At 43.8% G+C, this 26,495-nt stretch carries 26 protein-coding genes; 16 read left to right on the top strand and 10 right to left on the bottom strand.

Annotation, left to right across the window (positions count from 1 at the left end; translation table 11 throughout):
* The first annotated feature begins 2 nt into the window (after positions 1-2).
* The 5 genes from infC (at position 3) to R7070_RS18860 (ending at position 2,946) form a co-directional block, all read left to right on the top strand.
* Positions 3-554: a translation initiation factor IF-3 gene (gene infC / locus R7070_RS18880; protein WP_080276913.1), complete on the top strand. Its 552-nt coding sequence runs from the start codon at positions 3-5 to the stop codon at positions 552-554.
* 120 nt (positions 555-674) lie between these two features.
* The gene (rpmI, locus tag R7070_RS18875; RefSeq protein WP_005377932.1) at positions 675-869 is read left to right on the top strand and encodes a 50S ribosomal protein L35; all 195 of its coding nucleotides are present in this window, start codon (positions 675-677) and stop codon (positions 867-869) included.
* 40 nt (positions 870-909) lie between these two features.
* A complete protein-coding gene (gene rplT / locus R7070_RS18870) occupies positions 910-1,263 on the top strand; it encodes a 50S ribosomal protein L20 (protein ID WP_004727974.1) in 354 nt (117 codons plus the stop codon).
* A 189-nt stretch (positions 1,264-1,452) separates the two neighbouring features.
* A complete protein-coding gene (locus R7070_RS18865; RefSeq protein ID WP_256900570.1) occupies positions 1,453-1,770 on the top strand; it encodes a heavy metal-binding domain-containing protein in 318 nt (105 codons plus the stop codon).
* Between the two features lie 366 nt (positions 1,771-2,136).
* Positions 2,137-2,946: a helix-turn-helix domain-containing protein gene (locus tag R7070_RS18860; RefSeq protein WP_005385480.1), complete on the top strand. Its 810-nt coding sequence runs from the start codon at positions 2,137-2,139 to the stop codon at positions 2,944-2,946.
* On the opposite strand, the gene R7070_RS18855 is transcribed toward R7070_RS18860, so the two are convergent.
* Complete coding sequence (locus tag R7070_RS18855) at positions 2,939-3,124, bottom strand: hypothetical protein (protein WP_005377915.1); 186 nt, start codon at positions 3,122-3,124, stop codon at positions 2,939-2,941. The two genes, R7070_RS18860 and R7070_RS18855, sit on opposite strands and share 8 nt — an antisense overlap.
* 270 nt (positions 3,125-3,394) lie before the next feature.
* Between R7070_RS18855 and R7070_RS18850 the strand changes: the two genes are divergently transcribed.
* The 6 genes from R7070_RS18850 (at position 3,395) to pheT (ending at position 12,407) form a co-directional block, all read left to right on the top strand.
* Positions 3,395-4,183 (top strand): TetR/AcrR family transcriptional regulator, encoded by a 789-nt coding sequence (locus tag R7070_RS18850; RefSeq protein ID WP_005377913.1) that lies wholly within the window; start codon positions 3,395-3,397, stop codon positions 4,181-4,183.
* A 249-nt stretch (positions 4,184-4,432) separates the two neighbouring features.
* Positions 4,433-6,811: an efflux RND transporter permease subunit gene (locus tag R7070_RS18845; protein ID WP_318141276.1), complete on the top strand. Its 2,379-nt coding sequence runs from the start codon at positions 4,433-4,435 to the stop codon at positions 6,809-6,811.
* A gap of 19 nt (positions 6,812-6,830) precedes the next feature.
* On the top strand, positions 6,831-7,622 hold the full coding sequence (locus R7070_RS18840; RefSeq protein WP_238854746.1) for an outer membrane lipoprotein-sorting protein: 792 nt from the start codon (positions 6,831-6,833) through the stop codon (positions 7,620-7,622).
* Positions 7,623-7,632: 10 nt separating this feature from the next.
* On the top strand, positions 7,633-8,808 hold the full coding sequence (locus tag R7070_RS18835) for a hypothetical protein (protein WP_086046656.1): 1,176 nt from the start codon (positions 7,633-7,635) through the stop codon (positions 8,806-8,808).
* 191 nt (positions 8,809-8,999) lie between these two features.
* A complete protein-coding gene (gene pheS, locus R7070_RS18830) occupies positions 9,000-9,983 on the top strand; it encodes a phenylalanine--tRNA ligase subunit alpha (RefSeq protein WP_005385470.1) in 984 nt (327 codons plus the stop codon).
* 18 nt (positions 9,984-10,001) lie between these two features.
* Positions 10,002-12,407: a phenylalanine--tRNA ligase subunit beta gene (gene pheT, locus R7070_RS18825; protein WP_225472800.1), complete on the top strand. Its 2,406-nt coding sequence runs from the start codon at positions 10,002-10,004 to the stop codon at positions 12,405-12,407.
* A gap of 213 nt (positions 12,408-12,620) precedes the next feature.
* On the opposite strand, the gene R7070_RS18820 is transcribed toward pheT, so the two are convergent.
* Positions 12,621-13,502, bottom strand: a complete 882-nt coding sequence (locus tag R7070_RS18820; protein ID WP_005377901.1) for an AEC family transporter — start codon at positions 13,500-13,502, stop codon at positions 12,621-12,623.
* A 534-nt stretch (positions 13,503-14,036) separates the two neighbouring features.
* Between R7070_RS18820 and ihfA the strand changes: the two genes are divergently transcribed.
* Positions 14,037-14,333 (top strand): integration host factor subunit alpha, encoded by a 297-nt coding sequence (gene ihfA / locus R7070_RS18815; RefSeq protein ID WP_005377899.1) that lies wholly within the window; start codon positions 14,037-14,039, stop codon positions 14,331-14,333.
* Between the two features lie 121 nt (positions 14,334-14,454).
* On the opposite strand, the gene R7070_RS18810 is transcribed toward ihfA, so the two are convergent.
* Positions 14,455-15,234: a phosphoribosylglycinamide formyltransferase gene (locus R7070_RS18810; RefSeq protein ID WP_025766820.1), complete on the bottom strand. Its 780-nt coding sequence runs from the start codon at positions 15,232-15,234 to the stop codon at positions 14,455-14,457.
* A gap of 315 nt (positions 15,235-15,549) precedes the next feature.
* Between R7070_RS18810 and R7070_RS18805 the strand changes: the two genes are divergently transcribed.
* Positions 15,550-16,200 carry a thiopurine S-methyltransferase gene (locus R7070_RS18805; protein ID WP_213973290.1) on the top strand — a complete coding sequence of 217 codons (651 nt, stop codon included), beginning with the start codon at positions 15,550-15,552 and terminating at the stop codon, positions 16,198-16,200.
* Positions 16,201-16,272: 72 nt separating this feature from the next.
* Here the strand turns inward: R7070_RS18805 and purT are convergent, their stop codons facing one another.
* From purT to R7070_RS18770, 7 genes are all read right to left on the bottom strand, one after another.
* Positions 16,273-17,448, bottom strand: coding sequence for a formate-dependent phosphoribosylglycinamide formyltransferase (gene purT / locus R7070_RS18800; RefSeq protein ID WP_318141275.1), 1,176 nt, complete (start codon positions 17,446-17,448; stop codon positions 16,273-16,275).
* A 143-nt stretch (positions 17,449-17,591) separates the two neighbouring features.
* A complete protein-coding gene (gene cdd, locus R7070_RS18795) occupies positions 17,592-18,479 on the bottom strand; it encodes a cytidine deaminase (protein ID WP_005377892.1) in 888 nt (295 codons plus the stop codon).
* Between the two features lie 431 nt (positions 18,480-18,910).
* Positions 18,911-19,588: an LrgB family protein gene (locus R7070_RS18790; RefSeq protein ID WP_318141274.1), complete on the bottom strand. Its 678-nt coding sequence runs from the start codon at positions 19,586-19,588 to the stop codon at positions 18,911-18,913.
* Position 19,589: 1 nt separating this feature from the next.
* Entirely contained in the window at positions 19,590-19,964 is a 375-nt protein-coding gene (locus R7070_RS18785; protein ID WP_005397786.1) for a CidA/LrgA family protein, read from the bottom strand.
* Between the two features lie 55 nt (positions 19,965-20,019).
* The gene (gene sbcB, locus R7070_RS18780) at positions 20,020-21,441 is read right to left on the bottom strand and encodes an exodeoxyribonuclease I (RefSeq protein ID WP_047100708.1); all 1,422 of its coding nucleotides are present in this window, start codon (positions 21,439-21,441) and stop codon (positions 20,020-20,022) included.
* A gap of 157 nt (positions 21,442-21,598) precedes the next feature.
* On the bottom strand, positions 21,599-22,972 hold the full coding sequence (locus R7070_RS18775) for an L-cystine transporter (RefSeq protein WP_005377885.1): 1,374 nt from the start codon (positions 22,970-22,972) through the stop codon (positions 21,599-21,601).
* 200 nt (positions 22,973-23,172) lie between these two features.
* Positions 23,173-23,862: an NAD(P)H-binding protein gene (locus R7070_RS18770; RefSeq protein ID WP_318141273.1), complete on the bottom strand. Its 690-nt coding sequence runs from the start codon at positions 23,860-23,862 to the stop codon at positions 23,173-23,175.
* Between the two features lie 248 nt (positions 23,863-24,110).
* On the opposite strand from R7070_RS18770, the gene cobT reads away from it, so the two are divergent.
* The 3 genes from cobT to cobU are packed head-to-tail and all read left to right on the top strand — an operon-like array spanning position 24,111 to position 26,490.
* Positions 24,111-25,154, top strand: a complete 1,044-nt coding sequence (gene cobT, locus R7070_RS18765; RefSeq protein ID WP_005377883.1) for a nicotinate-nucleotide--dimethylbenzimidazole phosphoribosyltransferase — start codon at positions 24,111-24,113, stop codon at positions 25,152-25,154.
* Complete coding sequence (locus tag R7070_RS18760) at positions 25,154-25,960, top strand: adenosylcobinamide-GDP ribazoletransferase (protein ID WP_054576446.1); 807 nt, start codon at positions 25,154-25,156, stop codon at positions 25,958-25,960. Before cobT ends, R7070_RS18760 begins: the two co-directional genes overlap by 1 nt.
* Complete coding sequence (gene cobU, locus R7070_RS18755) at positions 25,957-26,490, top strand: bifunctional adenosylcobinamide kinase/adenosylcobinamide-phosphate guanylyltransferase (RefSeq protein ID WP_042521941.1); 534 nt, start codon at positions 25,957-25,959, stop codon at positions 26,488-26,490. Before R7070_RS18760 ends, cobU begins: the two co-directional genes overlap by 4 nt.
* The last annotated feature ends 5 nt before the right edge of the window (positions 26,491-26,495 follow it).

Here is a 26,495-nt window from a genome sequence, read left to right as displayed (position 1 = left end):
CTATTAAAGGCGGAAGACGTGGCCAACAGCCGGTAAAACAAAACCCGCACCGTATCAACGGTGAAATTCGTGGTATTCGTGAAGTTCGACTAACAGGCGCTGACGGTGAATCAGTTGGTGTTGTATCGATTCAAGAAGCCATTGCAGCTGCTGAAGAAGCTGGTATGGATCTCGTTGAGATCAGTCCTAACGCCGAGCCACCTGTTTGTCGTGTGATGGACTATGGTAAGTTCCTCTTCGAGAAGAGCAAAACTGCTAAAGAGCAGAAGAAGAAGCAAAAGCAGGTCCAGATCAAGGAAGTAAAATTCCGTCCTGGAACTGATATTGGAGACTATCAGGTAAAACTACGCAACCTGACGCGTTTCCTTGAAGAAGGCAACAAAGTGAAAGTAACAATTCGCTTCCGTGGCCGAGAGATGGCACACCAAGACATCGGTGTTGACGTTCTAAATCGTCTTAAGGAAGATACTGCAGAAATTGCTGTAGTTGAATCTTTCCCTAAGAAGATTGAAGGTCGCCAGATGATCATGGTGCTAGCCCCTAAAAAGAAGTAATTAACGGCTCATCAAGTAATTAAAACCTAGCCGCTTTCCTTTATATAAAGGCATATGGCTGGGTTTTGTTCGCCCTAATTACGTTGTTTATTAAACCTACTCAATGCGGAGTTATTCATCATGCCTAAGATGAAAACCAACAAAGGTGCTGCTAAGCGTTTTAAGAAAACTGCTGGTGGTATTAAGTACAAGCACGCTACAAAACGTCACATCTTGACTAAGCGTACTACTAAGAACAAGCGTCAACTACGTCCGAATGCAATCCTTCCAAAATGTGAAGTGGCTGCAGTAATCCGTATGTTGCCATACGCTTAATTCTTTTTAGTTATCAATCGTTTAGTTTAGGAGAAGCATAATGCCTCGCGTAAAACGTGGTGTACAAGCTCGTGCACGTCATAAGAAAGTTCTAAAACAAGCTAAAGGTTACTACGGTGCGCGTTCACGCGTTTACCGCGTAGCTTTCCAAGCAGTTACTAAAGCTGGTCAATACGCTTACCGTGACCGTCGCGCTAAGAAACGTCAATTCCGTCAACTATGGATTGCACGTATCAATGCGGCATCTCGTCAAAATGGTCTATCTTACAGCCGTTTCATCAACGGTCTTAAGAAAGCATCTATCGAGATCGACCGTAAGATCCTTGCGGACATCGCAGTATTCGACAAAGCTGCATTTGCAGTTCTAGTTGAAAAAGCGAAAGCTGCTCTTTAATTAGCAGTTTAGGATTAAGAGAAGGAGAGCATTAGCTCTCCTTTTTTATTGCTAAAATTTATACCCAAATGACTTTTAGCTTGGCTATTTAGAGTATTGTTTATCAGTCTTCTCAATTTATTGGTTAGCATCTTATGTTAGTTATAAGGTAGCTTGGGTATAAATTTTTACGTTTATAAGGGATTAAAAATGATCTACACAACGACCGAAAGCATTCCTGGCCAGCAGATCTCTGAAATCAGAGGGGTTGTAACTGGTAATGTTGTTCAATCAAAGCATATTGGCCGTGACCTCATGGCGGGTATCAAGAGCATTGTTGGCGGCGAAATTCGTGGTTACACGGAAATGATGACCGACGCGCGTGATATTGCTATACGGCGCATGGTGGCGGACGCTGAATCTAAAGGTGCCGATGCAATTGTAGGGATTCGATTTACCACAAGCTCAATCGTAGATGGCTCTTCGGAAATTTTGGCATTTGGTACTGCAGTGAAACTAGCGGACTAGTCTACTTGAATAGCATTGCAAAAATGCTAATAGAGAGCGGTGAATTATTATGCATTTACCGTTCTGTTCCTTTTAGGTTAATTATTCTAGATTTTTGCAGAGCGAATAGATTTATATTCTCAACTTTACGTTACTATTAAAATTAATCACGATAATTTAGAGTGATTGCTTTACTTTTATTTTGCATATTATTTTATATCTATAATGAAATTGAATTCATATTGAATTTTTCATTTGTTGTGTGAATTCTACTTTCAGTATATTAATTCATGTTTTTCTTATAAAAATATGAACTTATACCTTGCCAAGCGGTTCTAAATTGTTACAAATACTATACAGCTGTAACATTGCCAAAAGGAATTGTAGATGAGAGATCTGACTCCCGAATACTTGCTAGCCGCATTACGCCAAGCGATTAAAACAAAAGGGCTAACATATCGAGAGCTATCTGAGAAAATGGGTATGCCACTATCTACCTTTAAGAGACATCTTACAAGCACGAATCTCGCTTTAGATAAGTTGCTGGAATATTGTAGAGCGGTTGATTGCACGTTAGATGAACTACAAAAGCTCGCAAATCAATTGCAAGGTGAAGACGAGGATTACTTTAGTCGTACGCAGGATGAGGTATTCTTTCAATTCCCTCACCTTTACGACTTTTATCGTGAATTGAGAATGCTTCGAGGTAAAGACGGTTATTCTATTTTAAAGAAAAAGTATGACTTGTCTGAGCAGAGCATGTCTGATTACTTAAAAGCATTAGAGTTGTTGGATCTCGTTTACGTTGATGAAGATAAAAATATAACGCTGCACGGGCCTTTATATTATAGCTATGCAGAGAACTCCAAGCTCAACGACAAATATACAGAAATCATAAAAGAGCAGACGACTACCCACGATAAGTGTGTTCGCGTTGCTTTGGCGCGTATGAAAATTACCGAAGAACAGCTTTTGTTACTGGAAGATCAAGTCGCAAAGACCGTCATCGATTTTCATTCCAAAAATGTTGTAGCAGAGAACTTTAATGTCTCTGATTTTACTAATATTGTTCTACTTGCTGGGCCACATCAGCCAGTCACATTCTCTGACGGCATTATTGAGACAGAGGGGCGATTTATTGATGATATTCGTTATGCCATCGCAGCTGCAGGTGATAAGCCAAGCCTATCTATATAGATTTTGAGCCTTTTTTGAAGAGAGTTTCTGAAAGGGCGTTGCAAAAGAAAAAGCCTAAGACAGCAAATACTTTGTAAGTAGGGCATTCAGCGGTGTTTGCTCTTAATTCAGACTTAAAGTGTTTTGGGCTTATTTCGAATAATACCTGTTCAGCATCTACTTTCGTTATTTTTAACATGCTGATTTCCTTCGTTGTTCCTCCCAAAGCCTCTCTCGCTTCCTCTACAAAGAAACCATTCTCGTTGAACCAAGCATCCTGTAGCTACTTGGGTATGCATAATTGGTAGCTATTTATCTTCTAATTATAAATTCATACTTGAAATGTTTGTTTTTTGATCTATTATGACGAAGTGTCATTTATGACGGTTCGTCAACTTTAGTTGCGTTCCTGTATTAAAGAATCGTGTTACAATTATTGGGAGTGTGTTGGTATACGGATCAAAGGATTATGTTTAACTTTCGCTGTAAAAAATATAGCAAGCAAGACGGATGTCGTGTGTCTTCAGGGCTAACAAAAAAGCAACAGGCGATTGCTGATCGTGAGATAGAGCTTATTCAATTGGCTAAGTCTTTAGTTCAAGAGCAAGGCTTTGCCAACTTAACGATGGACAAGCTTACAGCGTCAAGCCCTTATTCTAAAGGGACGATCTACAATCATTTTTGCAGCAAAGAAGATGTGATTCTTGCGCTTTGTATTCATTCGCTGAAAAGCGAAGCAATATTTTTCGAACGTACCGCCAAATTTAATGGCAATACCAGAGAAAAAATCATTGCGATGCATGTAGGTTATCGTATTTACGCTCGTATGGAGCCAGTACTATCAACCTGTGCGATTGTTGCAAAGACGCCCTGGGTTCTAGAGAAGGCTTCACCTAAACGTGTGAATGAACTGAATAACTTGGAAGAACAAGTAATAGATGGTGCTGATGCGCTGGTGAACAATGCGGTAGAATGTGGTGATCTTAAGTTTTCTCCCGCAATTGGTTCTGATGCTATTGTATTCGCCAACTGGTCTATTGCCTTCGGTTCAAACGCTTTGGCGCAAAATGCATCGAACAGTCGATGTATTCAGCGAATTCAAGACCCATTCTCAGTGCTGCACAACGCGAATATGTTACTTGATGGTTTAGGTTGGTCGCCTTTATCTACAGAATGGGACTACCGTAAAACCTGGCGTCGAGTGGAGCAGGAGTTATTTAGTGAAGAGCTTGCTTATTTAGAGTCAGTGAATCGCTAATAAACTGGAAAGGTCAATCTGACGTTATGGTTGGCTTTTTTATCGCACTATTGTGACGAATCGTCATTAAATCTCGAAGGTTGGCGTTCAGCCAATGATCACGAGAAGCATAGGAAGTTACTAAAAACTAACTTATGTAGCCAAATTCATTCGATCTAAAGTTTGCATGTCGAGTTTGTCTGGTTATTTACAGCATTTGCTGTTTTTTTAGTTTTTAAATTTGACGAAACGTCACAAAAGGAGAGTGTGATGCCACATCACAACGTTCAACAATACGCCCGTTCAGGGTGGGGTAAGCTACCAACGAATTACAGTGTATTGGTGATGCTTGCTACCGTTTTATTGATTGTCATAGCAACTATTGGAGGAAAAAATCTTTACTTTAGAGGAGATTACGACATCTTCTTTGATGGAACAAATGAGCAGTTACTTGCGTTTGATGAAATTCAAACCACCTTTGCAAAATCTGACGGTCTTGCTTTGGTTATAGCGCCAAAGAGCGGCACTGTTTTTACTCCTAGCACATTATCTCTTATTCAGCAGATCACTGACGAGGCGTGGCAAGTTCCATACTCCACCCGCGTTGATTCCCTCGCCAACTACCAGCATACCGAAGCGTTTGAAGATGATCTTCTTGTCGAAGATTTACTGTATAGCGAATATGAATTGACACCTCAACGAATAGAGAAAGTCAAAAGTATTGCGTTGAGTGAGCCGGTTTTGAAAAGTTCACTGATTTCTGAAAAAGGAGATGTCACGGTCGTAAACATTACGGTCCAACTCCCTGAAATAGATAAAACTGCTGAAGTACAAGAGGTGGTTGCTTACATAAACGGAATGATTGAGCGTTATCAGCAAGTGTACCCAGACACGGAATTCCACAAGGCTGGTATTATTGCAATGAACTACGCGTTTATGACCGCAGCCCAAGATGATAGCGCAACATTAGTGCCTACTATGTTACTAGTGATATTGGTGTTTCTGACCATCATGTTGCGCTCATTGCTTAGCGTCATCGCGACGCTCATCGTTATTATCGGCACGGTTATGGTGACAATGGGCTTGTCAGGATGGGCTGGTATGTTCTTAAGCACGGCGACCGTTAATGTGCCTACCTTGGTGATGACGCTTGCCGTCGCAGACTGTGTACACATCATCGCGACAATGCGTCAGTCTATGCAAAACGGCTTTAGTAAAGCCCACTCTATTGAGCGAAGTATTGCGCTCAATTTCATGCCTATCTTGATTACCTCCATTACCACCGCGATCGGCTTTTTAATGATGAATATGTCGGATTCTCCAATCCTGAGAGATTTCGGCAACCTATCAGCCCTTGGCGTCATGGTTGCTTGTTTCCTTTCCATCACGTTACTTCCCGCCTTGCTTAATATCCTTCCGGTTGCGGTGAAGTCGGATACTTCTGATGAAAGAAAGCACTTTATGGATCATTTAGGAGATTTCGTGGTGTCAAAGCGACATGCTTTATTGCCGTTGTCGGTGCTTGTTATTGTCGCGAGTGCGAGCTTGATTCCACTGAATAAAGTCAATGATGAATCCGTCGAGTACTTTGGCCATAGCAATGAATTTCGCCGAGCGGCTGATTTTATGGAAGATCGAATCAGTGGCATGGCGAACATCAGTATCGCGATAAAAACCAACGAATCGCAGGGCATTGCCGATCCTAATTTTCTCAATTCCGTGGGTAAATTTACTGACTGGCTAAGGTTGCAGCCAGAAACGGACCATGTTGCGACCTTGAGCGATGTTTATAAGCGCCTAAACAAGAACATGCATGGAGATGATCAGGCTTATTACTCGCTCCCTCAAGACAGAGAATTAGCGGCTCAATATCTGCTGCTTTATGAAATGTCACTACCGTATGGTTTAGATTTGAACAACCAAATCAATGTAGATAAGTCGTCGATCAAGATGGTTCTCACCGTGGAGAACTTGGGCAGCGTCGAGCTTGTTGATTTGGAAAATCGCATTTACCAATGGTTTAACGAAAACGCGCCTCAATATGATGTTGTTGCGTCTAGTCCTTCATTGATGTTTGCGCATATTGGTGAAACGAATATGGCCAGCATGCTGTCAACCTTGCCCATTACTCTTGTCTTAATCTCTGCATTACTGATCTTTGCCTTGCGTTCGTTCAAGCTTGGCTTAATTAGTCTTGTCCCGAATATTGCTCCTGCGCTTATTGGTTTTGGTATTTGGGCGCTGGTTTCTGGCGAGATTAACTTGGGATTGTCTGTCGTTGTGACATTAACGCTTGGTGTTGTTGTCGATGACGCCGTTCACTTTCTTTCTAAATATCAACACGCTCGTAAAGATGGCCACAGTGCGGAGCAAGCGGTTCGCTACGCCTTTCGTACCGTGGGGCGCGCACTCTGGATTACGACGGTCGTGCTTGTTGCTGGTTTCTCTGTTCTGGCGATGTCGAGCTTCCGTTTAAATGCCGATATGGGACAGCTGAGTGCCATTGTCATCTTTATTGCCCTTGTTGTGGATTTCATCTTCCTACCGACTCTACTGATGTTGTTTGACAAAGGCGTTTACGACGAGGTGGAGCGCCGAAATAAGCTTAAATCAATTGACTCTCAAACCAAGACTGTTACTCAGTCATAACGAAATAAAAGGATTGAACATGAATTTAGTAAAAAATGCCGTAAAAGTATCAGTACTTTCTGTCTCGCTTATTATGAGTCATGCGGTGTTGGCGGATGAAGCCAAAGGACTAGAAATTGCCCAAGAGCGCAAAGCCCGTGATGAAGGGTGGGGGGATTCTGTTGCTACGATGCAAATGATTCTGCGAAACGCGCAAGGAGAAAGCAGCACACGTTTAATGCGCTTACAATCACTCGAAGTTGATGACGATGGTGACAAAGGGCTCACGATATTTGATGAACCGAGAGATGTAAAAGGCACCGCGTTTCTCAACCATTCTCATACGGTGGGTGCCGATGACCAATGGCTTTACCTTCCTGCACTGAAACGTGTGAAACGTATTTCCTCGCGTAACAAATCAGGTCCTTTTATGGGCAGTGAATTCGCGTATGAGGATCTCAGTTCCTTTGAGATTGAAAAATACCGTTTCAACTACCTAAAAGATGACAGCATAAACGGGCAAGATGCTTTCGTTGTAGAGCAAATTCCGACCGATAAGAACTCAGGTTATACCAAGCAAACGGTGTGGTTAGATAAAGCGCATTATCGTCCACTTAAAGTTGAGTTTTACGACCGCAAAGGCTCTTTGTTAAAAACGCTTTCTTTTTCCGATTACAAGCAATATCTCAACCAATATTGGCGAGCGCACACTATGGCGATGACAAACCATCAAACAGGAAAAAGTACTGAGCTAACGACTAGCGAAATGCGTTTTAACACTGGATTACAAGACAATGACTTTCATAAGAATGTGTTGAAGCGAGTGAGGTAGTGGAGGAAAAATGAAGCGATTAAATGCTGGGTTGTTGCTTAGTGCAGCAGCCTTTTTTTACTCGATGCCTCTGACTGCCGTCGAGCTCGCAGGACAAGTCAATATTGAGCATCGTCAGTTTTTTAAAACGGGCTCTCAGGGTCAGAGCAAAGCGCAAACGTCATTGGTTTTGCAGCCAGAATTTTACTGGGAGATGCAAAATGGTGATGCAAACTTTACTTTCACACCTTTCTATCGTCTGGATGGTCTAGACGATGAGCGAAGTCATGGCGACATACGAGAGGCACTTTATCTGACTTATTGGGATGATTATGAGCTTCGAGTTGGGATTAGTAAGGTCTTTTGGGGAGTGACTGAATCAGCCCATTTAGTTGATGTAGTAAACCAAACAGATGCCATTGAAGCCGTCGATGGTGAAGATAAACTCGGTCAGCCGATGTTACATTTTACCTCTTTCAAAGACTGGGGCACCGTCCACGCAATGTTGTTACCTTACTTTAGGGAACGAACGTTTGCGGGTACAGAAGGCCGCTTGCGAACCGAACCCGTTGTCTCTGATGATGCTATCTATGAATCAAGCAGAGAAGAGAAGCACGTAGATGTGGCTTTTCGATATTCGAAAATGCTTGGCGATTGGGACGTAGGCCTAAGCTATTTATATGGAACAAACCGGGATCCTTACTTTCGTTTAGAGTACGGAGAATTAAAGCCTTACTACGCTCTGATGAGTCATGTCGGTCTGGATGTGCAAGGAATTGTTGGCGATTGGTTATGGAAACTAGAAAGTGTTTATCGAGATAGCGCTGATAATCATGTCGGTCTTGTGACGGGTTTTGAGTATACCTTCGTCGGTGCATTTGACACGGTTTGGGATGTGGGAGTTATTGGTGAGTACCTCTATGACAGTCGTGGGAACAACGCACAAACTATCGGTCAAAATGATGTGTTTGCAGGTATTCGTTGGGCGCTCAATGATGAGGACGGAACGGAAGTATTGATGGGAATCACGAAGGATTTAGATAACGCTAATGTTTACAATGCTAAGTTAGAAGCATCGAGCCGAATATCGAATCACGTTAAGTGGCAAATTGATGCTTGGTTGTTTAAAAATGAAACACCAAATGATTTGCTCTACTTCGCTAGAGATGACGATTTTATCGAGCTATCTATTCAATACTATTTCTAAAACAAAAGGGCACAACTAAACGGCAGATTAACTAAAGATGACATTTTTGACGTTTTTGTGCTCTTTTTATTCAATAACCTCTTCTTTTCGTAATTCAATTTGGCATTGGTGCCCGGTTTGGCTACTATGTACAGCTATCAAAAAACCAATCACTCCCTTATGGACACTACCTACAGGTAGATGAGGAAACGATGCAACATCTAGAAGAGATCATTGCTAGCGCGAGCACTGCAATTGAAGCTGCCGAATCGCTAGTCGCACTTGATGAAGTGCGTGTTCAGTATCTGGGTAAAAAAGGTGAGCTAACTGCTCAACTTCAAAGCCTAGGCAAACTACCACCAGAAGAACGCCGTGAAGCTGGTCAAGAGATCAATAAAGCGAAAGGCGTAGTTCAGCAAGCTATCGCAGCTCGTAAAGATGCACTACAACGTGCTGAGCTTGAAGCAAAACTAGCAGCAGAAACAATCGACGTAACACTACCAGGTCGTCGTATTGAAAACGGTGGTTTACACCCAGTAACTCGTACTGTAGAGCGTATTGAGAAGTTCTTTGGCGAACTTGGTTTTAACACCGAGGCTGGACCAGAGATCGAAGATGCATTCCACAACTTCGATGCGCTAAACATCGCAGCTGATCACCCAGCGCGTACTGACCACGATACTTTCTTCTTCAACCCAGACTTGATGCTTCGTACTCATACGTCAGGCGTACAGATCCGTACGATGGAAAATGGTAAACCACCATTCCGTTTCATCGCACCAGGCCGTGTATACCGTAACGACTACGACCAAACGCACACGCCAATGTTCCACCAAGTGGAAGGCATGCTGGTTGATGAGAACGTAAACTTTGCTCAGCTGAAAGGCATCCTGCACGATTTCCTATGTAACTTCTTCGAAGAAGAAGTAGAAGTACGTTTCCGTCCATCTTACTTCCCATTCACTGAGCCTTCAGCTGAAGTAGACGTGAAAGGCAAAAACGGTAAATGGTTAGAAGTACTAGGCTGCGGTATGGTTCACCCGAACGTGCTACGTAGCGTAGGTATCGATCCTGAAAAATACTCTGGTTTCGCATTCGGTATGGGTGTTGAGCGTCTAACAATGCTTCGTTACGGCGTGAACGACCTACGTGCGTTCTTCGAGAACGATCTTCGTTTCCTAAAACAGTTCAAGTAATCCAGAGGGTTCATCAACATGAAATTCAGCGAATCATGGCTTCGTGAGTGGGTAAACCCTGCGGTTACTACTGACGAGCTAACTCACCAAATTACAATGGCCGGTCTAGAGGTAGACGACGTTCTTCCTGTTGCAGGTTCTTTTACTGGCGTTAAAGTCGGTCACGTTGTTGAATGTGGTCAACACCCAGATGCAGACAAACTGCGCGTAACTAAAGTTGACGTGGGTGAAGAAGAGCTTCTAGACATTGTTTGTGGCGCACCTAACTGTCGCCAAGGTCTGAAAGTAGCAGTAGCAACAGTTGGTGCTGTTCTTCCAGGTGATTTCAAAATCAAAAAAGCGAAACTACGTGGCCAGCCATCTCACGGCATGCTTTGTTCATTCACTGAACTAGGTATCGACGTTGAGTCAGACGGTATCATGGAACTAGCAGAAGACGCAGTAGTCGGTACCGATTTCCGTGAATTCCTAGGTCTAGACGACGTAACAGTAGACGTAGACCTAACGGCAAACCGCGCAGACTGTTTCAGCATTCGTGGTCTAGCTCGTGAAGTTGGCGTACTAAACCGTGCTGACGTGACAGAGCCATTAGTAGAAGCAGTTGCCCCTTCAATCGACGATAAAGTGTCTATCGAAGTGAAAGCTCCTGCTGCGTGTCCTCGTTACCTAGGTCGTGTTATTAAGAACGTAAACGTTCAAGCTGAAACACCACTATGGATGCAAGAGAAACTGCGTCGTTGTGGTATTCGCTCTATCGACCCTGTAGTAGACATCACTAACTACGTTCTTCTAGAGCAAGGCCAACCAATGCACGCATTCGATCTAGCGAAGATCGAAGGTGGCATCGTAGTTCGTATGGCTGAGCAAGGTGAGAAGCTAACGCTTCTTGACGGCAACGAAGCAGAACTAAACGCAGATACACTAGTAGTTGCTGACCATAACAAAGCACTTGCAATCGCAGGTATCTTTGGTGGTGAAGAGTCTGGTGTAACAACTGAGACTAAAGACGTTCTACTAGAGTGTGCATTCTTTGCACCTGACCACATCCGTGGTCGCGCACGCAGCTACGGTCTGCACACTGACTCTTCAATGCGTTTTGAGCGTGGTGTGGATTACGCACTACAAGTGAGCGCAATGGAGCGTGCAACACAGCTTCTTGTTGAAATTTGTGGCGGTGAAGTAGCACCTGTTGTTGCAGTAGAGTCTGAAGCAGACTTACCTAAGCCAAACAAAGTTGCTCTACGTCGTACTAAGCTAGACAACCTGCTAGGTCACCACATTGCAGATAGCGACGTAGTAGAAATCCTAGAGCGTCTAGGTTTGACTGTTGAAGCTTCAGAAGAAGGTTGGATGGCAGTAGCGCCAACATGGCGTTTCGATATCGCTATCGAGCAAGACCTGATTGAAGAAGTTGGCCGTATCTACGGTTATGACAACATTCCTAACCAACACCCAGCAGCAGCACTTAAGATGCACAACCACGTTGAAGCGGATCTTCCACTGAAACGCGTTCGTGATCTTCTTGTTGATCGTGGTTACCACGAAGCAATTACATACAGCTTCGTTGAGCCCGAGCAACAAAAGCTAGTTGTACCTGGTGTTGAGCCTCTAGTGCTTCCAAACCCAATTTCTGCAGACATGTCAGCAATGCGTCTTGGTCTTATCCAAGGTCTGCTGAACACGGTTGTTCACAACCAAAAGCGTCAACAGCCACGCGTTCGTCTATTCGAATATGGCCTACGTTTCATCCCATGTGAATCTGCAGAAAACGGCATGCGTCAAGAGCCTATGCTTGCAGGTGTTATTGCTGGTACTCGCGGTGAAGAACATTGGGATATCGAAACTAACACGGTTGATTTCTTCGACCTTAAGGGCGATCTAGAAGCGATTCTAGAGCTATCTGCGAACGAAAAAGCGTACTCTTTCGCTGCACTGTCACCTGAAAGCAAAAAAGCTAATCCAGCTCTTCACCCAGGTCAATCTGCGGCAATCATCGTAGACGGCAAAGAAGTAGGCGTGATCGGTACCGTTCACCCTGAGCTTGAGCGTAAGTTCGGTCTAAACGGTCGTACTATCGTATTCGAAATCGAATGGTCTGCAATCAACAGCAAAGTGATCCCAGAAGCGGTAGCACTTTCTAAATTCCCTTCAAACCGTCGTGATATCGCGGTAGTAGTGGATGAAGCTGTTGCATCTGGTGACATCGTTAACGCTTGTCTAGAGCAAGGTGGCGAGTTCCTTAAAGATGCGAAACTGTTCGACGTTTACGTAGGTAAAGGCGTTGAAGATGGTAAGAAGAGCCTAGCAATCGCTCTGACTCTACAGTCACTTGAGCGTACGCTTGAAGATGCTGATATCGCTGGTGCGGTTGACGCTATCGTTGCTCACGTTTCTGAGAAGTTTGGTGCGTCTCTGCGTGACTAATCTCGCGTAACGTATCTTCTTAAGAAATGAAAACCCTGCCAGTTTGGCAGGGTTTTTTATTTTTAGGATTACCTTATCGTTGTTCAAGTTCCTTACTGCTCGCACCATCCCTCATTACTTTAAAATACTAGACCAAACTAGGGATGGCCCTTACCCGAGATTAGGAACGTATTGTTTTTCAGCTAATACACGCTAACGATAGCTTGTTGGCGGTTAGGCAGCGAGTGAGAGGGTATAGCTAAGCAGAAGAGGTAGCGTAAGAATGCTGAAAAAGTTGCCAAATAGTACCATTGACGCCACTTTCATGGGTTCTATATTCAGCCTTTCCGCAAATAGGTAATTCATGACGGCTGGCGGCAGCATTGTGAAGAGCACCATCATTTGTAATTGCATCGTTGGAAGGGGAATTAACCAATAAATAAGTGCAAAAGCGACAGCACCAGTTGCCAGTGACTGCACGGTACACAACACACCAATCTTTAAACCGTCCAACCTTAAATGACACATTTGTGCCCCCAGAGATAAAAGCATCACGGGTACGGCCGCTTGCCCAAGTAGAGCCGTGGCTTCGTATAAAGGCGCCCATGCACCCACATTTGACACGTTGAGAAACAGAGCCAACGACGCTGCTAAAAAGATTGGCATCTTGACTATTTGCTTAAAAGGGTTGCCATGACTAAGCAGCATTACGCCTAAGCTGATATGCAAGCATGCTGACACGACAAATAAAAGCACTGCTGACGACAGCGCAATTTCTCCAAACGTATAGGTAAACAAAGGAATAGCTAGATTTCCGCTATTGCGAAACATATGTGGTGGCGCCCAGGTTTTAAACGAGAGTGACGTCCATCGACATACCGGGATCATGAGTAGTGCGGGAATTAAAACCGCGACAATTGCCGCCAAAAGAAGCGGCCCCTGATTTGAATCGAGCGGCATGCTAACGAGTGACGAAAATACCAGTGCTGGCGTAAATACCTCAATATTAATGCGGTTTATTGGGCGAAAGTCAGGCTTGATGTAACGACCGACCAAATAGCCAACTCCGACAAGAGCAAAAACAGGGAAAAGAATATTTATGATTTGATTAATCATGGTCGCCTAGAAGCAGTGTAAGAAGCTAATGAGGAAATACACGAACTTCCACATTATCAATCTTTATATATGGCGTCATCGTTAAACAGCGAGAAGCGTGGGTTTAATCAAGCTTTCTAAGCACAGTTGCAAAGTACAGGTGGTCATACCTTTTAATCTAATTGTTACGTATCGAGTTACATACAAATCACTGAATTTACGACAAGTTCTATGTCAAGTGTCTGTTAAATAACCAATATCTGATATTTTTATTAAATAGTGTTTAATGTTGATATTTAAACTACTTTTAGTTTTATAATCTGGATGTTTTTCCTGATAAAGATGAAACAAAAACAAAAATATCAAATTTCTGGCGTTTAACAATAATTTACGTAGTGCTATTCCTTTTGTTCGCCAAGAAAAAAGTTGGCGAAAATCATAAGCTTGTCATACACTTCCTGATGTAACCCCGATATGTTGTTGAATTGGTAGGGTAAAACTGCTCTGGCGCTACACTAACGTAGCATTGTTTAACATAGCTTTGAGGAAAGTTTTATGGCGCTCACAAAAGCCGAACTGGCAGAAAACCTGTTTGATAAATTAGGATTTAGTAAGCGGGACGCCAAGGAAACGGTGGAAGTGTTCTTTGAAGAGATTCGTAAGGCACTGGAAAGTGGCGAACAGGTAAAACTGTCAGGTTTTGGTAACTTTGATCTTCGTGACAAGAATGAACGACCTGGTCGTAACCCGAAAACTGGTGAAGATATTCCAATTACTGCTCGACGTGTAGTGACTTTTCGCCCGGGTCAGAAGTTAAAAGCTCGTGTAGAAAACCTGAAGAAAGTACAGTAAGCCGAATAAATGGATCACGCTAAGGCGTGGTCTTTTTTTGCGTAAAATTCGTGTGCATACAAATGAAAACCACCGCAATGCGGTGGTTTTTCTGTTTATGAGAGACGCTTAATGATATCGGTTACGCCGCTTCTAGATGCGTTGTTAAGTATGGTTGCCATGCTTGTTGGTACAAGTTCTTAGACTGTGTACGCATGTTGCGAATAGAGGCAAGCTCTATTTCGCTTAGCTCACGTTTTTCCAACATCGCTTGACGTTCTAGTTTCTGGATTTTTTCGTATAGGTCGTGTTCGGGACCGCTTTTTACATCTGCGATTGCTTTCAAGTGCAGTTGAACTTCGGCTACTAGGTTTGTTTTTGGTAAACGAACGAGCAAGTTCAAGTCTCTATATCCTGAAGGGCCAGGTTTTTTGAATCGATTTTTTACTTTCACAATCGTTGTTTCACGCTCTAACGTTTCATAAATGGAGACTAAGCTCGCGACGTCTTCAGCTACAATCGTTGCACGTGCTAGGTCAGTAATACGTTCAACTTTCCCATCTAACTCTAAAGCTATCTTTTCTTCTGCTCGTTGTTTGGATTTCACGCCTGCGAAGTATGGCTGAGCGTCATTAAGAAGTGCGGTACTCTTACAGATAGTTTCAAGTTCAAATTGTGCTTGGTGAGCTTTGCTGTAAAGGATGTCGAAGTCAGAATATGGCTGAGTTGGTGTGGTGTCGATTGACTGAATGCCATATAAACCGCTAAGGCTGTGTTTAAAAAGTTTCGAACAAACTTCGTTTTGGCTGGTTGAACGATTTTGTTCGCCACTAGGCGCAGGGGTAATTGGAAGTGCGGCAAATGCCGGTGCACGGCTAAGTACCAAAAGCATCAATGCTGTAGTACGAAGAAATAAGCTCATTCACTCTCCTTAACTTGCTTGTACTTAGAAAATAGGGAACATAAAGGTCGCTAAGTTCGGCAAATCAGGTACTAACTTATAAATGGGGCCATTACGAAAGATTCCAAGGTTTCAGTTTTATCTTGAAGTAGAATCGTGCGTTAGATCACCATTTCTCTTTTCTTTATTCTGATTATCAGATAAAGGCGCGTCTCCTATGAGACCGATTACATCCTATCACCGCAGTATTAACCAAAGATGAACGGCATAGACAAATTGAAAAAAAACGTTAGTCTTACCTCTCAAAATGAAAACAGCCGACAAGTAGAAAGTAAAATGAGAGACCAAGAATTTTGGCATAACAAATGGGCCAGCAATCAGATCGGATTTCACTTGGAAGATGTAAACCCGCTATTACCAGTATATTGGAAACACACTAATCCAAAGCGTGAAGATAAAGTGTTAGTTCCTTTATGTGGAAAGTCAGAAGACTTGATTTGGCTAGCGATGAAGCATGATTCGGTTGAAGGTGTTGAGCTAAGCCATATTGCTGTGCGTGCCTTTTTTGCTGAACATTTTTACACGCCAACGGTAACGCCTCTTAATGGCATGCACGAGCTTTATCAATTTGATGAGCTCTCTATTTATACTGGGGACTTTTTCACTGCACCAGTATCTCAAGCCGATATCATTTATGATCGCGCCGCGTTGGTTGCTTTACCGCAAGATATGCGAGAGGAGTATGTAGGGCGTCTCAAGCAACTGCTGAACCCAGGCGGTCGTATTTTGCTTGTTACACTCAACTATCCTCAAGAAGAGATGGCGGGGCCTCCATTTAGCGTGCCGGTCGAAGAGATAGAGCAGTTATTTTCAGGTTACAAAGTTACTTGTTTGAACGTAGATGAAGCTGACGAAAATCATCCTAAAATTGCGAAAAAAGGCTTAAGTCGCTTCTCTGAAGAAGTGTACTTAATCGAGAGTGAATAGGCTCTCTTCGGTTTGGAACACGAAATAGCGCAGCAATTTGAGCTGCGCTATTTTTGTATGAGTGGTTCGTATTTAATAAATGATATTCACTTTTGAAGCACTTTCAACAGCATCTTGAACGGCTTCTTCGGTGGTTTTTCGTCGCGTAAAGACAACACCTAAACGGCGGCGGCCATCGATTTCTGGCTTACCGAATAGACGAACTTGTGTTTGAGGTTGAGCTAAAGCTTTGCTTAGGTTTTCAAAGCGAATGTTTGTGGAAGTTCCTTGTCCAAGAATAACAGCAGACGCAGATGGGCCATATTGCACAATATTATTAATTGGCATTCCGGTAAACGCGCGCACGTGGAGAGCAAACTCAGACATTTCCTGTGAAATCATTGTAACCATACCCGTATCGTGAGGGCGAGGAGAGACCTCATTGAAAATGACTTTATCGCCTTTAACAAATAGCTCTACACCAAAGATGCCGTAGCCACCGAGCGCGTTTACCACTTTCTCAGCCGTGTATTCAGCTGCTTTTACTGCGTTTTCTGACATAGTTTGCGGTTGCCATGATTCGCGGTAGTCGCCATCTTCCTGACGATGACCAATTGGAGCACAGAAATGCACACCGTCAACGGCTCTGATGGTCAATAAAGTGATTTCGTAATCGAAGTCGATAAAACCTTCCACGATAACGCGACCTGCACCCGTACGCCCGCCTTCCTGAGCGTAATCCCATGCTTTTGTAACGTCGTCTTCGGTCTTGATAACACTTTGCCCTTTACCTGAAGAGCTCATCACAGGCTTCACCACGCACGGAATACCCACATGCTCAACCGCGGCTTTGAAGTCTTCAAAGTTATCTGCAAAACGATAAGGTGAAGTCGTCAATTCCAGTTCTTCTGCTGCCAAACGTCGGATACCTTCACGATTCATTGTTAGCCTGGTTGCCTTAGCGGTTGGAACAACATTCAGTCCTTTCTCTTCAAGCTCTACCAGTTTGCCGGTTGCGATGGCTTCAATTTCTGGTACGACGTAAGTAGGTTGTTCCTTCGTAATAACTTCTTCTAAGGCGTTCCCATCTAACCTGTCGATAACATAACTACGGTGAGCGACTTGCATCGCTGGAGCATTGGCATAGCGATCACAAGCAATCACTTCTAAACCAAGTCTCTGGCATTCAATGGCGACTTCTTTACCGAGTTCGCCAGAGCCTAAAAGTAATACACGGGTAGCATTTGCGCTAGTTGCAGTGCCAAACATAGTGTTCCCTTACAAAATAGAGTGATGAGACAGAAATTGCAGGAGATCATACTCAAGTTTCATGACAAAGCAAACGTTTGCTTTTGGTTTTTAGGTAATAAAAAAGCTCTACATGTTGTAGAGCTTTTTGTTGAATTTGTCGTTTATACGTTGACAAAACTAAGCGGAATATCTGGATTCAACGCTTCCAACGTTGATTGCGTATCGGCTAAGTGACTGATCTTACCTTCAGAGTTTTCTACCAATGCAGCGGCTTTGATGCTGTCAAAGGTTTCACCCGCAAGTAAAACTTGGATTAGCGCAACTTGTAGCGGTGGCAAGCTAGGATTAAACGCTGCATTTTCTGCATAAGCGCCTTGGAATACACGGCCGCTAGTCATCTCTAATGCTAAACCACTCAAGTTGTTGGTGTATGGAGAGTGGCTCATGTTCATCGCTTCAACTGCACTTTGGATGAGTGCGTCTTCATCATCACATGAGAATTGGTGTTTAACTTCTGCCATTAAGCCGGACTCGATACCGAGATCGTTTGGTCCAAAGGCTTCAGGCAGGTATTCATGAAGTGACTTTTCTTCGCGTTCTGGGAGCTGGATTTTAAGCTCGTTTGCGGTAGATAACTCATTCATGAACTGGCGGCAGTGACCACATGGGCTGAAGTTGATAGTGATATCCTTAACACCACGTTCGCCTTTCATCCAAGCATGGCTAATCGCAGACTGCTCTGCGTGAACCGTTTGACCCAACTGTACACCAAAGAATTCCATGTTGGCACCGAAGTAAAGGCGACCTGAAAGACCACGAACGATAGCGCCGACATAAAAGTCAGAAAGGGGAGCATAGGAGTACGCTGCGGCAAAAGGAAGTAGCGCAACACGAAGCTCTTTGTCTGATAGACCGGTAGCTGAAAGCAACTGCTCAAATTGTTGAACTGAAAGCGTAGCATCAAAATCATCAGCTTGGATGATAGGAGCAAGTTGTTTGGAAAGTGCTTCTGGAGCGCCTGCTAGCGCCTGTTCAATGCGACTTTTCATGTTGAATCCTTGTTATTGCATGGACAGTTATTCTATGTGAAAGATAGAAATGTTCCGTGCGTTAGATCACGATAAATAATGCAATTGATAATTCTGTTACATAATTAGAGTGAGCTCACACATGTATTCGATTGCACAGGTGTGAAGCGTTATCTCCGTCTCACAATTAACCATATCAGTATATATTCATATGACCAAGGAGCAGGAGTATGTTACCAACGCGACTTTTACCGCTATGCTACTTTATACTTACGTAATCTAGAGCGAGTGGTAGCAGCTAGAATGCTAATGCTATGAATGTATATCTCAGTCAAGTCCCTTCACGATATTACTGGGTGAGTTTGATAGATAAGATAGGGTTTTGAAAAGGGATAAGTAAGAAACGGAAAGGCTACGGCCTGCCGGAAGGAGGGCAGACCGAGAGCGCTTAACTATTGATATAGCCAGACCGCCAAAGCAAAAAAACTTGGAGCCAAAATAGAAGTTATGATCCCACATAAAACCAATGCGAGTGATGAGAACGCGGCATCTATGGGCTGTTTCTCTGCACAAGTAGCGGTGCCTAAGGCATGAGAGACTGTACCCATTGTCAGACCACGTGCAATCGGGTGTTTAATTCCAATTAAGTTGTAAATTGGGTATGCCAAAATCGCGCCCAATAAACCAACAATCAGAACCAAGATCGCCGCAACGGCAGCTTCACCACCGAGGTGACTCGAAATTTCCATTGCTATTGGCGTAGTGACGGATTTACCCACTAGACTTGCGATTAAACTGATATCTGCTTTGAAAGCGACTGCGATCAAGGTGGTTGTCATCATCGACATCACACTGCCTACTGTGCAAGCGAAAGTGATGATTCGCCAGTTTGCTTTAATTTGTGGTAGTTGTTCATATAGTGGATAAGCCAGAGCAACTACAGCAGGTTGAAGCAAAAAGCTAATTCCTTCGTTATCCGCATAATACTTTTCAAATGGCACATTTAAGTAAGTAAACAAAGGAATGAGCACTGCGATACTGATCAGCAAAGGGTTTGCTAGAGGATTGTTCACTTTGATTGCGATTTGGCGAGCGATAAGAAAAACCGCAATGGTAACAACTAACCACATATCAGTGTTTCTCCTTTAGCAAGTAGTCCAGCAGCCAAGCGAGGCTGACTAGTACAATGAGTGAGCCTCCAACTGCGCTGGCAATGATAGGGAGGGCATTAGCGAGTAGCATATCGAAATGTTGCATTAATCCGACGCTAATAGGAACGAACAATAAGATCATATAGCGGATAAATAGCGTGGCGCCCGGTTTGACCCAGTCGACTTTTACAAGCCCAAGAGTCATGGAGAAAAACAGTACGAGCATACCGATGACACTTCCTGGAACGGAAACGCCAGTGAACTTTTGAATGGTAATTCCGATGCCAAGTGCTCCCATGATGAGGAAGATTGAAATGAGCAGCTGGATCAGTTGTAAGAATCGTTCTTTAATCATTTTGACAGTATATAAACAACAAGCACACCATAAGGTGCGCTTGTATTAGGAGGAGTTAGGAAGCTAAGCTCTCTACATAACAGTACACGGATTTTAATATCGCAATCTTCTTTTCGTCACTTTCATGTTCGTGAACTAAGTTTTCTAAATTCAGCATGTACTCTTCAATTTGGCTTTCAAACACTTCTCGACAGTGTAGTGCCCAGCGTCTTTGTTCTTGCTCGTCTAATGTGCCTGGGAAGTTACGCGCACGATAGCGGAACAATAGAGGTTTAATACGCTTGTCATCAAATTCAATGTCTAATGCAGCAAGATTATTCGGGTCGGTTTCTCGAATGATATCCATAGCTGCGCGATCAGCCGGAGAAAAGAACCCGTCGTAAAGCTGTGTATCGACGTCATCACTTTTATCGAATTTACGCTCGACTGAAAAGAGGCTAATCAGCTTTTCTCTAATTTCAGGATGTTGGCGCAACAAAGCGAGATTAGCGAGACATTGCTGGCGATCAATGCCAATAGACTCTGCATTTTCAGCCGTTAACGTTTTTGCAGGGGCGAGAATAGGGCATTTGTTCAAATGAACTAGTTTAACTGGCACTGGTAGCAATTCACCAAGATCTTCGCGCTTAGTGTAGAGTCTTTCGTGCAGCTCTTCTGCGGATAGCTCAAGAATAGGTTGAGGGTCTTTCGCTAAATCGATGGTGATAACGGCATTATTATTGGTTGGATGCCAAGCAACAGGCACAATCCAGCTAGTGTACTGGCATTCGCGCCCTAACATGCCTGAAACGTGCATCAACGGTGTCATGTTGACGATGTCGACTAAATCATTGAGCTTGCGCTTTTGGCGCATAGAAAAAAAGTAATCAAACAATTTTGGTTGCGCTGCTTTTACTTTCTTTGCCATTTCGATAGTCGCAATCACATCTGCCATGGCATCGTGCGCGTTACTATGTTCTATGCCGTTAGCCACAGACAAGTGTTCTAATTTAAAGCTAGTGAAGCCATCTTCGTTTTCTGGCCATTCTACGCCTTCTGGGCGAAGGGCATGGCACGCGCGTAGTACATCGAGTAAATCCCAACGCGAGTTACCGTTTTGCCAACTCCATGCGTATGGATCGATAAAGTTGCGATAACAAGTATAACGGGTCACTTCGTCATCAAAGCGAATGCTGTTGTAGCCTAAACTGGTGGTATTTGGTCTCGCGAGTTCAGCGTGAATCTTAGCGATAAACTCTGGCTCAGAAAGGCCTTCTTGAACCGTTTTTTGCGGAGTAATACCAGTAATAAGCGCAGCTTCAGGAGACGGAAGATAATCAGCAGGTGGCTGGCAGTACATGACTAAAGGCTCGCCGATGATATTAAAGTTTTCATCTGTACGAACACCAGCAAACTGGCTTGGGCGATCTTTCGCGGGGTTGGTTCCCCATGTCTCATAATCAAAGAAGAAAAAAGTGGGCTGATTATCTTGGTGCATTCTGCTTACCGTTTACAAAACCGATGACAGTATTAGACCATTCAACGCCTTGACTAGCAACGAAAGATGCAAGTTGAATTTTTGAAAATGAAAAAAGCCGATGGCGAACCATCGGCTTGATATTTTATGTTTTATCGCTTTGGAAGGAATTTGAGTTCTATGCTCGTGTTTCTTCCAATGTTGCTTCACTTTCTGGTGACTTCAGCACTCGGCTAGCAATTGTACCCGCAGTCATTGAGCCTGAAACGTTTAGTGCGGTACGTGCCATGTCAATCAGTGGTTCAATAGAGATAAGCAGTGCCGCGATGGTCACAGGTAAGCCCATTGCAGGAAGAACAATCAAGGCTGCAAACGTCGCACCGCCGCCGACACCTGCAATACCAAATGAGCTGATGGTGATAATCGCAATCAATGACAGGATAAAGTGTAGATCAAGTGGGTTGATGCCCATTGTCGGAGCTACCATCACTGCAAGCATTGCAGGATAGATACCCGCACAGCCGTTTTGGCCGATAGTGGCACCAAACGATGCTGATAGGTTTGCAATCGCTGGTGGTACGTTAAGCTTCGTGATTTGCGCTTCTACGTTTAGTGGAATTGTTGCTGCTGAGCTACGAGATGTAAACGCGAAGGTCAGTACAGGCCAGATTTTCTTAAAGTATTCCGCAGGGCTAACGCCGACAAAAGAGACTAATACGCCATGAACAACAAACATCAGTGCGATAGCAACATAAGACGCCACAATAAAGCCAAGTAGGTTTAGGATGTCGCCTGCGCTTGATGTCGCTACCACTTTTGCCATCAGTGCTGCGATGCCGTATGGCGTTAGGGCCATGATCATCTTCACTAGTCGCATAACGATAGATTGAGCAGCTTCTACGAAAGTACGAATCGGTGATTCCAACTCTGCTTTTTCCATCATCACTTTACGAGCGGCGATACCAGTTAACACGCCGAAAATCACAACAGCGATAATTGATGTCGAGCGAGCACCTGTTAGATCAGCAAATGGGTTGGTTGGAATGAAGCTAACTAGCATTTGAGGAATAGTTAAGTCACTTACTGTACCGGCACGGCTTTCTAAAACGGCGATACGAGCGGTTTCACGCGCACCTTCAGTTAACCCTTCTGCTGACAGGCCAAATGTCGTTGTCACCAAAATACCGATAAGTGCAGCAATTGCAGTCGTTACTAGAAGAACAGAGATGGTCAGGCCAGAAATTTTACCTAAAGATCCACCTTTCTCCAACTTAACAACTGCAGAGATCATCGATACCAATACTAGTGGCATGATGACCATTTTCAGTAGACCAACGTAGCCACTGCCTACAATGCCTACCCATTCAAGTGTTTGAGCAATTGCGCTGTTGCCTTCACCGTGAATGAGTTGCAAAGCAAGACCAAAAAGAGAACCGGTAACAAGACCGATCAAAACGAGACGTGAAAGAGTGTGTTTCTTTTGTTGCTGATTAAATAGAAAGAACAATATTCCAACAAAGACGGCTAGAGAGGCTATCACTGCAAAATTCATAATTTGACCTTATCAACCAGCCGAAGTGGCGGTTGTTTTTTATACGGGGTTTTATACGGATTTATTTATGGAGCGTAAGATAACGCTCGTGATATAACTTTAAAAATGACAAACGGGTATTAGCTAGATCTAAAATGAATATAAAAACGAGATCTAAGTCGCGTGAGAGTGTGAATTAGCACGTTAATTGTACAAAATGGTTATTCGTAGTGATGCAGTAATTCACGCATTTCTTTCCTTTGTAAGTAAACCACCGAGTCTTCTTGATAACTGAAAAGTTGATAAATCATCGCTTTGGCGACATCTTCTGCTCGAATAGGTAAAAAGTTGGACAGTTTGCCTAGCATAAGTGGGCGAATTACCTTAAACAGAGTTTGTACTAACTTCTCGTCCATTCTTGGGTTTTGACGTTGACCAACAAGCGGGCCTGGGCGAACAAATACGATTTCCTCAAAATCCATAGCTTCGATTCGTTGTTCCATTTGTCCTTTACAAGCTAAGTAATGGGATGGCGATTTACTATTTGCACCGAGGCTAGAAACAACCGCAAGGCGTTTGACTCCGATTGTTGTCATTTGTTGGGCGACTTTGCACACCAGATCAACATCTACTCTACGCAAATTATCCTTACTGCCTGCTTGCTTAAGGGTCGTGCCTAAACAGATAAAGCCGATGGTTGGTGTTGGTTGGTTCTCATCCCATTGGTGGATAGAAAGGTCTGCATCAATGAGAGGAATAAGCTTGTTGTCCACATCTAGGACGCCATCGAGTGGGCGGCGAGAAAGATAATATAATGTTCCAACACCTGATTGATTTATGAGGTTTGCAATGACTTTTGAGCCTACTAAGCCAGTTGCACCGGCGATGATTGCGCAGGTGTTGTTATCCATATCTTTTCTCCTATATGGGAACATAGTCTAAGCTATTGTAGCGGATTTCAACGAGTTACTTATAATCTCGTGCAAGAAAGGTGAGACGCTCTGCGAACTCGGCAGACTATCCTGAGATAAACTTGATTAGCGCTGCCCCAATTGGATGCAAGTGTATACAATAGTGGGCGCGCAAAAACTGTCGCTGAACAAGACCTCTTGAACAACAGAACACCTCTCACCCAGACAACATCAAAGGAACGTAAAAAATGGATGACTCTTTTGCTGCGGAGATACAAGCACGCATAGATAACAAAACCAAACCCGTCGGTTCTTTAGGCTTATTGGAAAAGGTGGCACTGCAGTTAGCTCTTATTCAAAGTCAGAATAAACCTCAGCCAGTTGATTCCATCGCTATCTGCAAACCGAGCATGCTGGTATTTGCTGGAGATCACGGCGTTGCAGAGGAGGGTGTGAGCATTGCGCCAAGCGAAGTCACTCAGCAAATGGTGGCTAACTTTCTCGCTGGCGGCGCAGCCATCAACTGTTTTTGCGACATTAATGGCATTCAACTCAAAGTAATAGATTGCGGCATGTTGGCTCCTATTGATGTGCTGGTTCCAGAATTTAAATCCCATCCCAACTTGGTTGAACAACGGTTGGGTAACGGTACGGCTAATTTTTCTAAACAATCCGCGATGTCCCCAGAACAAGTGGCGTTAGGTTTAGAATATGGTGCGAAGATTGCTGAGCATACCATTTTGCATGGTTCAAACCTCTTAATGTTCGGCGAGATGGGCATCGGTAATACCAGTTCGGCCTCAGCACTGTTATCGGCGCTGAGCTCATTAGATATTGATTATTGTGTTGGCGTTGGCACCGGAATCAATCAACAGCAGTTGAGCCGCAAATATAAACTGGTAGCACAGGGGGTAAACCGATGTCGAGGTCTTGATACCAAAGCGATTCTCGCACAGGTTGGGGGTTTTGAAATCGTACAAATGGTGGGCGCTTTTTTAGAAGCCAAGCGGCTTAAAACTCCAGTTTTAGTGGATGGGTTTATCGTATCGGTAGCGGCTTATATTGCGACGTTGTTAGACGAAGAAACGCGTGAATACATGTTGTTTGCCCATCGCTCTGAAGAAAATGGACATAAATTTGTATTGGAACATCTTAAAGCAGAACCTCTGCTCGACCTTGGTTTACGGCTAGGGGAGGGAACAGGAGCCGCTCTTGCCTTACCCTTGTTAAAAGCTGCCGCTCAGTTTTACAACAAAATGGCGAGCTTCGAGAGTGCAGGAGTTACAGTATAGTGTCAGTCCCTGATAATTCTGAGAAAGTCACGCCGTCATCGTTAAGATACCAGTGGGAGTTATTTCTATTAGCTACCAGTTTTTTTAGCCGCTTACCCGTGCCCCAAGCGTTGCCTTACAGTGAAGAACGCATGAATCAGGCAGGCCGTTACTTTGCGTTAGTTGGTCTCGTGCTTGGAGCACTTTGCGCTTTGGTATTCTCGCTCACCTCAATTTTTTTCCCAGAGTCGGTTGCCATAGTATTAACGATGGTGTTTAGCTTATTGTTAACTGGGGCTTTTCACGAAGACGGCTTGACCGATATGGCGGATGGCATTGGCGGTGGCATGACCGTAGAGCGACGCCTCTCTATTATGAAAGACAGTCGTATTGGCACTTATGGTGCCGCCACTCTCATTATGGCGTTATTGGCTAAGTATGTTTTTTGGAGTGAACTGGCTAACTTGCCGCACTTTTGGTTGGTCATTGTCGTCGCTTACACCGCAAGCCGAGCACTAGCAGCGACGCTTATTTATGACATGCCTTATGTCAGTGACAGTGATACGTCGAAAAGTAAACCGCTAGCAAGTCGCCAGTCTTCTCTAGAAGTCTCCATTTTGTTGTTTACTGGTGGCGTAACATTGCTTGTGCTTGGTATCGCGGATGCGATCTTGATATCGCTTGTTCTCGTGGTATTTCGTTTGATGTTCAAACGTTGGTTAACCAAGAGAATTGGCGGCTTTACGGGGGATTGCCTTGGCGCAGCGCAACAGTTGTCGGAACTGCTTATTTATCTCACTATGATTGGGTTGTATCACTCCTCATGAAGCAATTGATACTCGGTGGCGCGCGCTCTGGGAAGTCGCATTTGGCAGAAAAAACAGCTAAGCAATTATCGGTCGCTTCTCAGCGAGCATTACACTATGTTGCAACCGCGCTGCCATTTGACCAAGAAATGCGAGAGCGAATAGCGCATCATCAAAAGCAACGCGGGGGCGAGTGGCAAGAGCATGAATGCCCCCTTCATTTATCTGAGTTACTGACAAATTTCGCTATCACCGATGTTGTATTGATCGACTGTTTAACCTTGTGGCTCAACAATTGGATATTTGAGTTAGGTGATGAATGTTCCAATGAGAAGCTAGAAGCAGAAATTGAAAAGCTTATACAGGTGGTACGTGGCTCAGATGCGACGTTAATATTCGTCTCTAACGAGGTTGGAATGGGCATTGTACCTTTGGGGGCGGTTAGTCGTTATTTTGTGGATAATGCAGGACGGATGAATCAAAAACTAGCCAGTGTTTGCCATCGCGTTACCTTTGTTGCTGCTGGTTTGCCGTTGGTTCTTAAAGAGTAGGATGG

Origin of the sequence: Vibrio sp. 1557 (assembly GCF_033340175.1) — a bacterium.
GTDB classification, from domain to species: Bacteria; Pseudomonadota; Gammaproteobacteria; order Enterobacterales; family Vibrionaceae; genus Vibrio; species Vibrio alginolyticus.
The sequence above is the reverse complement of the archived record's forward strand: the minus strand, read 5'-3'. Positions and strand labels throughout refer to the sequence as shown.

Coding starts and splice junctions, on each gene's coding strand:
- rpmI (WP_005377932.1), top strand. CDS start 675: ATGCCTAAGATGAAAACCAACAAAGGTGCTGCTAAGCGTTTTAAGAAA.
- rplT (WP_004727974.1), top strand. CDS start 910: ATGCCTCGCGTAAAACGTGGTGTACAAGCTCGTGCACGTCATAAGAAA.
- R7070_RS18865 (WP_256900570.1), top strand. CDS start 1,453: ATGATCTACACAACGACCGAAAGCATTCCTGGCCAGCAGATCTCTGAA.
- R7070_RS18860 (WP_005385480.1), top strand. CDS start 2,137: ATGAGAGATCTGACTCCCGAATACTTGCTAGCCGCATTACGCCAAGCG.
- R7070_RS18855 (WP_005377915.1), bottom strand. CDS start 3,124: ATGTTAAAAATAACGAAAGTAGATGCTGAACAGGTATTATTCGAAATA.
- R7070_RS18850 (WP_005377913.1), top strand. CDS start 3,395: ATGTTTAACTTTCGCTGTAAAAAATATAGCAAGCAAGACGGATGTCGT.
- R7070_RS18845 (WP_318141276.1), top strand. CDS start 4,433: ATGCCACATCACAACGTTCAACAATACGCCCGTTCAGGGTGGGGTAAG.
- R7070_RS18840 (WP_238854746.1), top strand. CDS start 6,831: ATGAATTTAGTAAAAAATGCCGTAAAAGTATCAGTACTTTCTGTCTCG.
- R7070_RS18835 (WP_086046656.1), top strand. CDS start 7,633: ATGAAGCGATTAAATGCTGGGTTGTTGCTTAGTGCAGCAGCCTTTTTT.
- pheS (WP_005385470.1), top strand. CDS start 9,000: ATGCAACATCTAGAAGAGATCATTGCTAGCGCGAGCACTGCAATTGAA.
- pheT (WP_225472800.1), top strand. CDS start 10,002: ATGAAATTCAGCGAATCATGGCTTCGTGAGTGGGTAAACCCTGCGGTT.
- R7070_RS18820 (WP_005377901.1), bottom strand. CDS start 13,502: ATGATTAATCAAATCATAAATATTCTTTTCCCTGTTTTTGCTCTTGTC.
- ihfA (WP_005377899.1), top strand. CDS start 14,037: ATGGCGCTCACAAAAGCCGAACTGGCAGAAAACCTGTTTGATAAATTA.
- R7070_RS18810 (WP_025766820.1), bottom strand. CDS start 15,234: ATGAGCTTATTTCTTCGTACTACAGCATTGATGCTTTTGGTACTTAGC.
- R7070_RS18805 (WP_213973290.1), top strand. CDS start 15,550: ATGAGAGACCAAGAATTTTGGCATAACAAATGGGCCAGCAATCAGATC.
- purT (WP_318141275.1), bottom strand. CDS start 17,448: ATGTTTGGCACTGCAACTAGCGCAAATGCTACCCGTGTATTACTTTTA.
- cdd (WP_005377892.1), bottom strand. CDS start 18,479: ATGAAAAGTCGCATTGAACAGGCGCTAGCAGGCGCTCCAGAAGCACTT.
- R7070_RS18790 (WP_318141274.1), bottom strand. CDS start 19,588: ATGTGGTTAGTTGTTACCATTGCGGTTTTTCTTATCGCTCGCCAAATC.
- R7070_RS18785 (WP_005397786.1), bottom strand. CDS start 19,964: ATGATTAAAGAACGATTCTTACAACTGATCCAGCTGCTCATTTCAATC.
- sbcB (WP_047100708.1), bottom strand. CDS start 21,441: ATGCACCAAGATAATCAGCCCACTTTTTTCTTCTTTGATTATGAGACA.
- R7070_RS18775 (WP_005377885.1), bottom strand. CDS start 22,972: ATGAATTTTGCAGTGATAGCCTCTCTAGCCGTCTTTGTTGGAATATTG.
- R7070_RS18770 (WP_318141273.1), bottom strand. CDS start 23,862: ATGGATAACAACACCTGCGCAATCATCGCCGGTGCAACTGGCTTAGTA.
- cobT (WP_005377883.1), top strand. CDS start 24,111: ATGGATGACTCTTTTGCTGCGGAGATACAAGCACGCATAGATAACAAA.
- cobU (WP_042521941.1), top strand. CDS start 25,957: ATGAAGCAATTGATACTCGGTGGCGCGCGCTCTGGGAAGTCGCATTTG.